At 36.2% G+C, this 13,373-nt stretch carries 10 protein-coding genes; 2 read left to right on the top strand and 8 right to left on the bottom strand.

Features of this window, described 5'->3' with window-relative positions; all coding sequences use genetic code 11:
* Positions 1–85: 85 nt before the first annotated feature.
* From ACFO7M_RS08200 to ACFO7M_RS08180, 5 genes are all read right to left on the bottom strand, one after another.
* Positions 86–1,621, bottom strand: a complete 1,536-nt coding sequence (locus ACFO7M_RS08200; protein WP_379713965.1) for a YifB family Mg chelatase-like AAA ATPase — start codon at positions 1,619–1,621, stop codon at positions 86–88.
* Positions 1,622–1,705: 84 nt separating this feature from the next.
* Positions 1,706–3,781, bottom strand: a complete 2,076-nt coding sequence (locus ACFO7M_RS08195) for a protein-disulfide reductase DsbD family protein (RefSeq protein WP_379735038.1) — start codon at positions 3,779–3,781, stop codon at positions 1,706–1,708.
* Positions 3,781–5,085, bottom strand: coding sequence for a tRNA lysidine(34) synthetase TilS (gene tilS, locus ACFO7M_RS08190; RefSeq protein ID WP_379735036.1), 1,305 nt, complete (start codon positions 5,083–5,085; stop codon positions 3,781–3,783). Before tilS ends, ACFO7M_RS08195 begins: the two co-directional genes overlap by 1 nt.
* 6 nt (positions 5,086–5,091) lie before the next feature.
* Positions 5,092–5,508 (bottom strand): hypothetical protein, encoded by a 417-nt coding sequence (locus ACFO7M_RS08185; protein ID WP_379735034.1) that lies wholly within the window; start codon positions 5,506–5,508, stop codon positions 5,092–5,094.
* Between the two features lie 30 nt (positions 5,509–5,538).
* A complete protein-coding gene (locus ACFO7M_RS08180) occupies positions 5,539–6,825 on the bottom strand; it encodes an anthranilate synthase component I family protein (protein WP_379735033.1) in 1,287 nt (428 codons plus the stop codon).
* Between the two features lie 139 nt (positions 6,826–6,964).
* On the opposite strand from ACFO7M_RS08180, the gene ACFO7M_RS08175 reads away from it, so the two are divergent.
* Both ACFO7M_RS08175 and ACFO7M_RS08170 read left to right on the top strand, forming a co-directional pair.
* Positions 6,965–8,689 (top strand): hypothetical protein, encoded by a 1,725-nt coding sequence (locus tag ACFO7M_RS08175; protein WP_379735031.1) that lies wholly within the window; start codon positions 6,965–6,967, stop codon positions 8,687–8,689.
* A gap of 137 nt (positions 8,690–8,826) precedes the next feature.
* Positions 8,827–9,735 (top strand): DUF4349 domain-containing protein, encoded by a 909-nt coding sequence (locus ACFO7M_RS08170; RefSeq protein WP_379735029.1) that lies wholly within the window; start codon positions 8,827–8,829, stop codon positions 9,733–9,735.
* Between the two features lie 35 nt (positions 9,736–9,770).
* Here the strand turns inward: ACFO7M_RS08170 and ACFO7M_RS08165 are convergent, their stop codons facing one another.
* The 3 genes from ACFO7M_RS08165 to ACFO7M_RS08155 all read right to left on the bottom strand — a co-directional run bounded on the left by ACFO7M_RS08165 (position 9,771) and on the right by ACFO7M_RS08155 (position 13,370).
* A complete protein-coding gene (locus tag ACFO7M_RS08165; RefSeq protein WP_379735027.1) occupies positions 9,771–11,159 on the bottom strand; it encodes a hypothetical protein in 1,389 nt (462 codons plus the stop codon).
* 283 nt (positions 11,160–11,442) lie between these two features.
* Entirely contained in the window at positions 11,443–12,846 is a 1,404-nt protein-coding gene (gene lpdA, locus ACFO7M_RS08160; RefSeq protein ID WP_379735026.1) for a dihydrolipoyl dehydrogenase, read from the bottom strand.
* Positions 12,847–12,941: 95 nt separating this feature from the next.
* Entirely contained in the window at positions 12,942–13,370 is a 429-nt protein-coding gene (locus ACFO7M_RS08155) for an META domain-containing protein (RefSeq protein WP_379713947.1), read from the bottom strand.
* Positions 13,371–13,373: the final 3 nt, after the last annotated feature.

The following is a 13,373-nucleotide window of genomic DNA, read 5'->3' as shown; positions in this document are numbered from 1 at the left end:
AATTTCGCGATACCTGGATAGCATCAAATTAAGACAGGCTTCGTTTCTTTCGTCTGCGGCTCAGTTCATAACTCATAACTCATAATCACCCCAACCAGCCTTCTCTATCTAAGCTTCTGTACTGAATCGCTTCCGCTAAGTGGTGGGACGTAACGTTTTCCGAAGCTTCTAAATCGGCAATAGTTCGGGATACTTTCAAAATGCGATCATAAGCCCTTGCAGAAAGATTCAAACGTTCCATTGCAGTTTTTAAAAGTTGTAATGCGACTTCATCCAGTTCGCAATATTCCCTAATTTGCTTTGTAGTCATTTGGGCGTTGTAGTGCACATGATCGTAATTGGTAAATCGTTGGGATTGGATTTCTCGGGCTTTGGTAACACGCTCTCTAATTTTGACGCTACTTTCTCCATTTCTTTTTTCGGACAGTTGGTCGAATGGAACCGGAGTTACTTCAATATGAATGTCAATCCGGTCTAACAATGGTCCGGAAATTTTTCCTAAATAGCGTTGCATTTCGGAAGGGGAAGAGGTTACAGGTGCATTGGGATCATTAAAATAACCTCCCGGACTAGGATTCATACTGGCAACCAACATAAAAGAGGAGGGATAAGTTATTGTGAATTTGGCTCTTGAAATGGTAACTTCTCGGTCTTCTAAAGGTTGGCGCATTACTTCCAAAACTTCCCGTTTAAACTCGGGCAATTCATCTAGGAATAATACCCCATTATGCGCTAAAGAAATTTCACCGGGTTGCGGATAACTCCCTCCACCCACTAACGAAACGCTCGATGCAGAATGGTGTGGACTACGAAACGGTCTTTGATTCATTAATCCGGTATCTTTTACTTTGCCAGCAACACTATGTATTTTAGTGGTTTCCAAAGCTTCTTTTAATGTCATTGGAGGTAAAATGCTAGGTAAACGTTTGGCTAACATGGTTTTTCCTGCTCCGGGCGGACCAATTAATATGATATTGTGACCACCGGCCGCAGCAATTTCCATACAGCGTTTAATCGATTCTTGTCCACGAACTTCCGCAAAATCAAATTCAGGATAATCCAATGTTTTGTAAAATTCCTCCCGAGTATTAATGGTTGTGGGTTCCAATGACCCTTTTCCTTCAAAAAAATCAATCACTTCAGTAACATTCTCGATACCATACACATCCAATCCAGTAACAATAGCCGCTTCTTTTACATTTTGTTTGGGTAAGAAAAATCCTTTGAATCCTTCTTCTTTGGCTTTAATGGCAATAGATAATGCGCCTCTAATAGGTTGAAGATTGCCATCGAGTGATAATTCCCCCATAATGACATATTTATCGATTTCCTCCGATTTGATTTGCCCCGAAGCAGCAAGAATACCTATGGCGATACTTAGATCGTATGCAGAACCCTCCTTCCGTAAATCGGCAGGCGCCATATTGATGGTAATTTTTTTTCCGGGAAAATGGTAGTTGTTGTTCTTTAAAGCGGCAGCAATGCGGTAGCTGCTTTCTTTTATGGCATTATCGGGTAAACCTACTAGATGGTAACCGATACCTTTATCGATGTTTACTTCAATGGTAATGGTGGTGGCATCAACACCGAAAACGGCGCTACCAAATACTTTTACTAACATGGCGTATATTTTTTTAAATGGCTTATAATAACACAAATATAGAAAAGTTATGGTAATAAAAAATCCCGGTTTCCCGGGATTGATTTATTTTTTATAATTTTTGATACCACTTTCCAACCATGCTTTGTACTCCTCGGAATTGGGCATATATGCCACCGGAGTGTTCAAAATTTCATTGGTTTTCGGGTTGAAAAGCACATAGAAAGGTTGTGAATTTGATTGGAAAAACTTGGTTTGAAAATGAGCCCATTTGTGGCCATAATTTTCCAGAACTCTCGTTCCTCCGTCAATTCTGCTCACTTCAATTTGTTCTTCTTGCGGCAATGTTTTTTTGTCGTCCACATATAGTGAAATCAATACTACATCATTTCTTAATAATCGATCTACTTCAGGAACTGACCAAACATGTTCTTCCATCTTACGGCAATTCACACAGGCGTAACCTGAAAAATCTATCAGTACCGGTTTGTTTTGCTGTTTTGCATAATCCAGTCCGGATTTTAGGTCTTTAAAACAATTTAAATTGTTCGGACATTCATTAGGATATAAAATGCTGTATCCTACAGGTGGAGCCAATCCACTCAATAAATTCAAAGAACTAAAAGTTTTGGTTTCTTCGTTGACTCTGAATCCTGATGCCAAATACAGTACAAATACACTCGTGATTATGGCTAGTGCAGTTCTGAAAATCGATAATTTTTGTAGCGGTGAATCATGTGGAAATTTGATTTTTCCAAATAGATACAATGCTAAACCGGCAAAAATGACGATCCAAAGGATTAAAAAAGGTTCGATCTTTAAAATTCCCCAGTGTTTCACTAAATCGGCATTCGATAAAAATTTGAAGGCGAGAGCCAATTCTAAAAATCCTAAAACGACTTTGGTTGTGTTCAACCATCCGCCGGATTTCGGTAATGAATTCAACATATTAGGAAACATAGCGAATAATGCAAATGGTAAGCCTAATGCAAATCCGAATCCAGCCATACCAGCGGTTAACTGCCATGCACCTCCATCCGCTGTCAATGAACCTGCTAATAATGAACCTAAAATTGGTCCGGTACATGAAAACGAAACGATCGCTAATGTCAATGCCATGAAGAATATACCTAAAATTCCTCCGATATTTTCACCTTGTGTGGTTTTATTGGTCCAACTCGCCGGTAAGGTTAGTTCATAAAAACCGAAGAAAGAAAAGGCGAAAAAGATAAATATGACGAAGAAAATGATGTTCAGCCATACATTGGTTGAAATTTCATTTAAGATATCGGGATTCAAACTGTCTAATAAGTGAAATGGAATACTTAAGATTAAATATACTCCTAAAATGAAAGCACCATATAAAATCGCTTTTCCTACACCACCAGATGCTTTTTTTCCTCCGCTTTTAGTGAAAAAACTCACAGTTAATGGAATCATTGGAAACACACAAGGAGTTAGCAACGCCAATAAACCACCAATAAAACCCAATCCGAATATGCTCCACAACGATTTTTGAATCTTTGGATTTGATGATGCATCTGAAGTAGATTCAGCTTTTAGTTGTTTGATTTCGGATAGTGTGAGACCGTACAATTTAGCATCAGTATCTTCTTGTTGAGAAGAGGAAGCTGTTGTATCGCTAGGTTTGTTTTCCTCAGTAATCAAAGGTACTGCGATAACTTTACTCGAGGTGTCTTTTGCAGTTTCAGTTGTTTCAGTCGCTGCAGTTGTTATAGGTAACTTAATGTCAAACGTTTTATCTTGTTGAATGCAGGCTTCTTTACAAACTTGGTATTCTACATACACTTTTGCAGAAGTTGCATTTGGGTTGGTCAATTTTATAGTTTGTCTGAATTGCGCTTTGTTTTCAAATAAATATTCGTCTACTTCAAAAATATCGCTGTACACTTTTTTATAAGGACTTTCTTTGGTTTTTCCTACTAAAGTATAGTTTCCTTTGGCGTTTTTGAATTGAATTACCGTTGGTAAAGAAGCGCCATCCGGTGTGAATTGCGAAAACATATGCCATTCGTTTTCTATAGTAGCATCCAAAACCAACACAAATTCAGTATCTGATTTTTTTTCTACTGATGTTTTCCAAGTTACAGGATCTAAAATTTGTGATTGGGCACCTAAAAAGGTAAGAAATAGTACAATTGAGGTTAAGATTTTTTTCATTATTGTAATTCTATTTTAATAATATGTTGTGTGTTGTTAGTAACGGTAAAACGTTGGTCAGCTCGATGATTTACAATCCAAACGATTTGATTATCAGAGCAAAGAAGCCATGTGTTTTCTTTATCTAGCAATGAAAACTTTTCATCTTTAAAGTATTTACTGACTTTTTTCTTTCCTGACATTCCCGCGGGGTAAAAATAATCACCATCTTGCCATTTTCGTAAAGTTAACGGAAACTTTAACGAAAGTTTATCAACAAAAATAGTGTTTGTACCTGCATTTGAAATGTGATTTTGGTCACTGAAATGCATTTTAATTGGGTAAACAATTCCTGAAGAATCTTCATCAATCAAAAAAATTGAATCGTTGTTTTTTTTGATTTCAGACAAGATTAAGGTTGTTCTGTCTTTTAGTAAAAAGTAATTTTCAGAAAATATTTGCTTGCCCGATTGCGCTTTGGTCAAATCGTAAATATCATTCCAGGCTGTAAATCCGAATGGTTGTAGCCATTGGTACAAATACGCTTTGTAATTGTCGAGTTCCAGAAGTTTTTCGAGGTCTATTTTTTTTTCATTTCCTTCTTCAGAAACGATTTTAGCATACATTAGTTCAGTTGCATCGAAGGCTAATGATTGTGTTTGTTGTAAATTTTCAATGGTGTTTTGAAAAGAAGCTAGAAACGACGGATTCAATTCTTTCAGTATGGGAATAACAGCATGTCGAATTTTATTTCGTACATATTTATCAGAAGCATTGCTGGAATCCTCACGCCATTGGATGTTATTTTCTTTGGCATACTTTTCAATTGTTTCTCTTGAGAAATGTAGCAAAGGGCGAATGATTTTATCATTTTGCTGCGGGATACCGGTGAGACCATCCAAACCAGTTCCACGAGTCAAATTGATTAAAAAGGTTTCAATAGAATCATCGGCATGATGCGCTGTCAAAAGATAGTCAAAACCTTCAGTATTGAGTAATTCATCAAACCACTCATAACGAAGTTTTCGTGCAGCCAATTGGATTGAAAGCTTGTTCATTTCTGCATAGTGCGCTGTATCAAAATGGGTGCCGAAAAAGGAGATGTTATTTTTTTTGCAAAAATCTTTTACAAAAGAAAAGTCCTGATCGCTTTCTTCCGCTCTTAATTGAAAATTGCAATGCGCTACACCAATTTTAAAATCGAGTTGGAGTAATAAGTCAGTCAAAACAATACTGTCAATGCCTCCACTAACCGCTAAAAGCAATTTTTTACCTGATAGAAAAGGTAAGTTTTTTTGAATATGATTTTGTAAGTTTTGAAGCATCACTATTTAGTTAACAGGTGTAAACTTTAATAAAAAAAAGCGAAATGAAATACTCGTAATACAACCCCATACTATTCCTGCAATAATAGCTGAAATATGAAATTTGTTTGTGACACAAAAACAAAATACACTGATTAGTGTAATGGCAATCATCGTTAAATGACGTGTCTTTTTGTTGTTTTTAAAATTAAAAATAAAATTACTTCGTATAATATGTAACGAATTTAAAACAAACAAGATAATTCTGGTTAGAAGAGCCGAAATAAGTCCAAAAAATAGAGCAGAAGTAATGCTTAAAGTGAATAAGAAAACGAACATTGTAATACCCAGATAAGTGTCTTTTGCTTCACGGGCCCAACCTGCAAAACTGGCTAGTGGTGTAAAGAATAGTGCTAAACATAAAAACGTTGTTTTTTTCTTCATGTTATACATGTCTTTTTATCTTCTAATGTATTAGCTTAAAACTTCCAGCATCGCTTTGGCTTTTAATAAGCATTCTTCGTATTCTTTTTCAGGATCAGAAAGCGCCGTGATTGCACTTCCTACAGAATATGAAACATAATTCGCTTTACGATTGTATAGAATACTTCGTATAACAACATTGAAATCGAAATCACCGGTAGGAGTGAAGTAACCTACTGCACCACTATACAAACCTCGCTTGGTTTCTTCCAATTCTTCTATAATCTGCATAGCCGAAATTTTAGGAGCTCCGGTCATGCTTCCCATAGGAAAAGTAGTTTTAATGATTTCGATTGATGAAACTGAAGGATCTACTTCGGAAACAACCGTTGAAATCATCTGATGGACTTGCTTGAACGTATAAATACCACACAATTCTTCAACTTGAACAGATCCTTTTGTGGCGGTATGAGACAAGTCATTCCGAACTAAATCAACAATCATGATGTTTTCGGAACGCTCCTTCGGGTTTTGCTCTAATTCTTTTTTTGACAGTTCGTCCAAAATCATGTCTTCAAAACGTTTGGAAGTTCCTTTAATAGGTTGCGTGATGACTTTTGAACCTTCTTTTCTTAAATAACGTTCTGGAGAGGCACAGAGTAAATAATTCGTGTCGTTTTTGAAAAAAGTGGCAAAAGGAGGTTCTGAAATCGTATTCAATTTCTGATAGCAATCCAACGGGTCAATTTCGGCAGCTTCTGCATAAAATTCCATGCAGAAATTAGCTTCATAAATATCACCTCGATGGATATGAGATAACATAGTATTGACTTTTTCAATGTATTTTTCCTTCGGTATGCGTTGGTGGATTACAATAGAAGTTTTTTCTTTTTCTTCTTTTTTGATTGCACTTAAAATTTCCTCATAATCTTCTTCCAATTCATCATCGCACATGTTCAAATAGCAAATTTCAACCTCGTTACCTTTTATCAGAAACAATTTCTTTGGCTGAAAAAAAAACAAATCCGGGAAATTCAAAAAGTCTGAATTGTTCGAACTAAGTTTTTCGGTATCGTTTTTTAGATCATACGATAGATACCCAAAAATCCAATCTTTACTTTGTTGCTGGTATTGCTTAAGATCTTCAAATGCATTGTGATAATCGGTTTGAATGGAAGTAAACGCATCTACCGCTAAAATAGCATCGTAACTGGAATAGTGTTGAGGGTAATCGTTACTATCCAAAAAGACAATTTCACGGAATTGCTGTGACCAAGTCAGTAATTGGTGCTTAAATTCCGGTTGGTTTGAAACGGTCTTTATGATGGATGTTCTCAAGTGATTTATTTAAATGTAAAATTACTATTTAACCCTGAAGTAAACAAGGAAAATGCATTTTGCTACTATATCCGATTGGTATTTGAAAATAAAATGAATTAAATCGTTGATTTTGAGTAATTTTAATAGAAAAAGTACCATGAAAAAAGTTTTGTTTTTGGTGATGGTTTCTCTTTTTTTCTTCGGTTGCAGAAAAGAGAATGTTATAGTCAAAGAGGTTGCTAAAATTGGAATGAATAGCTATGGTTGTCCACCACCCGTTAGTGATGTCGATTGGTATTCTTCGGATAAAAAAGCGCCTATTTTTGAAGGTTTGGATGTGATTAATTATGCTATTTCGACGAAAAATTCGGAAGCGCAGAAGTATTTCAATCAGGGATTGGCATTGGCATATGGATTCAATCATGCCGAAGCGGCACGTTCTTTTTATTATGCTACAAAGCTTGATCCCGAATGTGCCATGTGTTTTTGGGGATTAGCTTATGTTTTGGGACCAAATTATAACGCTGGTATGGAACCGGACAATTATGAAAGAGCTTATAAAGCAATTCAGAAGGCGTTAGAATTATCTCGAAATGCTACAGAAAAGGAAAAAGCACTTATTAATTCACTCTCAAAAAGATATGTTAGAAAACCGATTGACAATAGGAATTATCTTGATATCGCTTACTCCAAAGCTATGAAAGTGGTGAATGATAAATATAGTGACGACATTGAGATCAATGCATTATATGCTGAATCGATTTTGGACTTGCATCCTTGGGATTTGTATGAGAAGAATGGTAAACCAAAAGAATGGACTCCCGAGATAGTTGCTCTATTGGAACAGATTTTAAAGAAAGACCCGAAACACATTGGTGCCAATCATTTTTACATACATGCCGTTGAAGCTTCAAAAAATCCGGAAAGAGGGAATGCATCGGCAGCAATGTTTGACAAAGGTTTGGTTCCGGGATCGGGTCATTTAACACACATGCCTTCGCATATTTACATCCGTACTGGTGAGTATCATAAAGGAACAATGTCTAATGTAAATGCTGTGAAAATCGACAGTCTTTATACTACTATTTGTCATGCGCAAGGTGCCTATCCATTGGCTTACTATCCACATAATTATCATTTTATGGCTGCTACTGCAACTTTGGAAGGTAACTCAAAATGGGCCATCATCGGAGCAAATAAAACATCTGAAATGGTTCATCCTTCAACAATGGTAATTCCCGGATTGGGCACTTTGCAACATTATTACGTGATACCATATTTCGTTGCAGTGAAATTTGGAAGGTGGGATGATATAATGAAGATGAAATTAATCAGTGATACTATTAAATATCCAAAAGCGATTTCACATTATGCCAGAGGAATGGCTTTTTTAGGAAAAAAGGATAGTAAGAATGCTAAAGTAGAACTGGCAAAACTTGAGGCTTTTACGAAAGATGATTATTTGAAAAAAATGACCATTTGGGAAATAAATTCCATGCATGATGTTGTTACTATTGCCTTTAAAGTATTGAAGGCTGAAATTTATGCAACGGAAAAAAAATACTTTCAAAGTATTGGTCTCTTGAATGAAGCTATTGCTATCGAAGACGGTCTGAATTATAATGAGCCTCCAGATTGGTTTTTTTCGGTGCGTCATCATCTAGGAGCCATTCAGATGGATGGAGAGTTTTATAAAGAGGCAGTTTTTACCTATCAGGAGGATTTGAAAAGATTACCCAAAAACGGATGGTCACAACACGGACTTCAATTGGCTTACGAAAAATTGAAAGATAAAGCCAAAGCATCTGAAACGGATGATCAAATTGCTGAAAGTTGGAAATATGCGGATGTAAAACTTACGGGTTCGAGAATCAAAAGTTAAATAAAAACTAAAATAGAAGAATCGCCTTTTTTTGGCATGTTTTTTCGTGCAGTGAAGTTTAGTTTAACACTAAATTTCATAAGAATATTGATTAAAAAACTACACGCTTAATTTTAACCTTTTAATCAATTATTTGTATGAAAAAAGTATACTACACTGGTTTGGCGCTACTGATGGTTGCCATGATTGTTTATTCTTGTAAACAAAGAGACTATTCTGAGGAAGTTGCTGCGGAGGAAGTTGCGGCAGCATCGGCAGATACTACTCAAGTGATTTCCTCTTCTGCAGCCAAAGAACCTAAAAATTCCGACCGAAAATTCGTCCGTACTGCGGATATTAAATTCAAAGTGGATAATGTTGCCAAATCAACTTACGCTATTGAAGATGCAACCACAAAATTTGGTGGTTTTGTTACTTACACCAACCTTCAGAGTGTTGTTTCTGAAAAAGAAGAAACTAAAGTGAGCCAGGACAGTAGTTTAATAACAACGAAATATGCCGTAACGAATGATATTACAATACGTGTTCCTAATACCAAGCTGGACACAGTAATTAAAACCATTGCAAAAGAAATCGATTTTCTGGATTACAGAGTAATTAAAGCAGATGATGTTTCATTGAAAATGTTGGCAAACGAATTGGCACAAAAGAGAAGTTCTGTTTCGGAAAAGAGAATTGAAAAGGCGATTGATGGCAAAGGAAAGAAATTGGATAACGTGTTGAATGCGGAGGAGCAATTGGATGCAAAAAAAGAACAAAATGATAATGTTAAAATTGAAAATCTCTCGCTGAAAGATCAAGTGAATTTCAGTACGCTTACTTTAGCGATTTATCAGAATGATTCTGTGAAACAGGAGATGATTGCCAATGAGAAGAGTATAAATGCCTATCGTCCTAATATTGGTTTACAAATTTGGGATAGTTTAAAAACAGGTTGGTTTATGCTTGAAGCGATTATTGCTTTCGTTGTACAATTATGGGGGATTGCTTTGTTAGGATTTGGTGCTTATTTCCTAATTAAGCGCATTAGTAAAAAGCAATCTTAACAAAAAGCCGCTCATTGAGCGGCTTTTTGTTTTTATTAATTTACAGATTCAACCAATAGGCTGGTACCAATGCCTAAAATAGTGGTGTTTACATCACTAATATTGGAATGAATACTTACTTGTTGTGAAGCCGTTAAGTTGAATAATCTGCTTTTTGTTATTGTAATGGATTCTCCGTTTGAAACTGTTCCCGTAGCTCTTGTTCCCGCTATTTCTGATGAATTTACAGCTATGAAAAATTCAGGTATGGTTGTTCCTCCACTATTTCTTCGGAAAGTAACAGAATAGGTTATTCTATATGTTCCGGTTTTACTTACTTGAATGTTATTTGCATTTAATGTTGTGCTTTGGTTTAATCCGTTAGTACCAAAAGTAATTACCCCTGATGTTAATGTTGAATTGGATGTTTTGTAAATTTCACCGTAGGAATTCAAAAGAGTTGGAACTTTCCAAGACGCTTTTCCATTGGCATCCGAAGTTAAAACATAACCATTGGCTTGTGTGCCATCGACTATCTTTACAGATCCTGCAACATGTAATCTTTCATCTGGTGTGTTTGTACCAATTCCGACTTTGTTACTTGTATTACTGGAATTACCCAATACGATAGCATTGGCTTGCGATGTGGTTGCTTGGTAACCGATGGCTGTTGCATTTTGCCCCGAAGACGCTGCTTCAAATCCCAAAGCTAATGCTTGTTCGCCAGAAGCATTGGAAGCATTTCCTAATCCAATGGCATTATTGTTTGATGCAGTCGCGGAGTAACCTATTGCTGATGATCTGTAACCCGATGAGTTGGATAAATGACCTAATGCCAATGCACTATTGTTTGAAGCGACAGAGGAACGGCCTAATGCTGCTGATTGATAGCCACTTGCATTGGCAGAAGTGCCTAAAGCAAGAGCTTCATTGTTGTTTGAAGCTTGTGCAGAAGTTCCTATGGCTACTGAATTATTATTATTGGCTACCGAATTGAATCCAATGTTGATGCCACCGTTTGGATGGAATTTTGCAAAGTCAGAGTTATTTACCTTAACGTTAAAAGGGAAAAAATTGTTTGTTCCTATATAATCAGCAGCAGTTGCTGTATTGCCACTTAAATTCCAAGTCAAACCCGGACTTACTGAAGGTGTTCCTGAAGTGGTTAATGCTTTCCAAGAACCATCCCAATAATAAAATCCTGGGGTGATATCAGCTATAGTGCTTGTGTTGTAAATTAAAAGGCTTGTTGCAGGACTTGGTATTGTAGTAACATCTGTTGAGGAGGTTAAACTGATACGAGGGATTAATAAACCTGAGTTTGTACTTTTTAGTTCAAGTAGGGAAGAAGCACTTGGAGTTGTGGTTCCGATTCCAACCTGTGAAAAACTGGTTATGTACGAAAAAAGGCAAGTAATAATGGTAAGAAGAGTAATTTTTTTCATGCTTTTTTTAATTGGAGACGTGCAAATTTATTAAATGTCAACCGATTAAAATACTTGATTACATGGGGGTTGCGGTGGTTTGTGTTTTTGATTGATTGGTTAATTGTAGCAGTTTTAAGGACTGTTCTGAGATTATGTTTTTTTTTAGGTTGTAATAATGAGGATACCGTAATAAGAAATGTTTTTTTGTGGAAAGTTGTTAATTTTCCTTTTCAATTGATTTAACAGAAATATAACAAAAAACCCGCAAAAAGCGGGTTTTTTAAAAATATAGTGTTTTTTCTTACACGTGTAATGCTCTGTTGCCTGTAGCGGCTAAAGCTGCTTCTTTGATTGCTTCAGCAAAAGTCGGATGTGCATGTGACATTCTTGAAATATCTTCGGCAGATGCTCTGAATTCCATTGCAGTTACTGCTTCCGCTATTAAATCGGCAGCACGGGCACCAATCATATGAATACCTAGTACTTCATCTGTAGTTGCATCGGCAAGAATTTTTACGAATCCGTCTGTATCTGCACTGGCACGAGCACGTCCTAATGCTTTGAAAGGAAAACTTCCAGCTTTGTAGGCAATACCAGTTTCTTTTAATTGTTCTTCCGTTTTACCAACAGCAGCAACTTCTGGCCAAGTATAAACAACACCGGGGATTAGGTTGTAATCAATATGTGGTTTTTGACCTGCTAAATATTCGGCAACCATAACACCTTCTTCTTCTGCTTTGTGAGCTAACATGGCACCACGAACCACATCACCAATAGCATAAATATTAGAAGCAGTTGTTTGTAAATGATCGTTTACTTCCACTTGACCTCGTTCTGTGATTTTTACTCCCGCTTTATCGGCATTTAACCCGTCTGTATATGGGCGGCGACCAACAGAAACCAAAGCATAATCACCTTCCAAAGTGATGATTTCACCTTTTGCATTTTCCGCTTTAACGGTCACTGTATTTCCTGCTCTTTCGACAGATTGTACTTTATGTGAAGTATAGAATTTCATTCCTTGTTTCTTCAGTACTTTGGTCAATTCTTTGGATAAAGCAGCATCCATTCCAGGAATAATTCTGTCCATGAATTCAACAACAGAAACCTGAGCTCCTAAGCGTAAATAAACCTGACCTAATTCCAATCCAATTACTCCACCACCAATAATAACCAGATGTTTAGGAACTTCTGTTAATTTTAAGGCTTCGGTAGAAGTGATTACTCTTTCTTTGTCAATAGTGATAAATGGTAGAGACGAAGGTTTAGAACCCGTAGCGATAATAGTGTTTTTAGCTTCGATTTTTTCAACTGAACCATCATTTTTAGTTACAATGATAGTCGTTGCATTTTCGAATGAACCAACACCTTCAAAAACGGTGATGTTATTTTTGTCCATTAGAAATTTCACACCACCTGAAGTTTGATCAACAACTGCTTGTTTGCGAGCAATCATTTTTTCAAGGTTTACCTTTACTTCTCCCGAAACTTCAATCCCGTGATCTGCAAAATGCTGTAATTCTTCAAAGTGATGAGAAGAAGCTAATAAAGCCTTTGATGGGATACAGCCTACATTAAGACAAGTACCACCAAGAGTTGAATATTTTTCAATAATGGCTGTTTTCATTCCTAGTTGTGCACAACGTATTGCTGATACGTATCCACCAGGACCTGAACCTATTATAACTACGTCAAATGAACTCATAGTATATATTTTATGTTGTTTTTAAATTCGAATGGCAAAATTAGCAATTTATAAACTATTAAAAGTAGTAAATAGGCAATAAATTGTTATAAAAATTAATCCCAATCTTGTGCGATGAATTTTAAGGTTTTTCCCTTTTCTGTTGCTAAAGTTAATTGATGGCCTTCCACTTTGTAAATGGTCGATTTTTCTAACATCTGCAAATATTTTATTTCTAAATCAGCTGTTTTATTACAAAACATTTTGGTAGAAATAAAACCTTCAAAGTTGATGGTTTCGTCGTCTACTATATCAAAGTTTGCCTTGATGCGATTGCATCCTCCATAAATAGCAGCTTCTTCTCCTGTTAAATCCAAACTTACAGAATTGGCAATCAAAAACGATTTTGTATATCCTTTGAGTTCGACCAACATCCAGGTTCTCTTTAATCTGTTCTTTGCTTCTTTTTCAGCATCTATGGCCGATTTTTTGGAATCACAATGTGTTAAAAGAAATAACGATATAATGAATAGGTATTTTTTCATGGT

This window comes from Flavobacterium sp. GCM10023249, from assembly GCF_042653365.1.
Lineage (GTDB): Bacteria > Bacteroidota > Bacteroidia > Flavobacteriales > Flavobacteriaceae > Flavobacterium.
The sequence above is the reverse complement of the archived record's forward strand: the minus strand, read 5'-3'. Positions and strand labels throughout refer to the sequence as shown.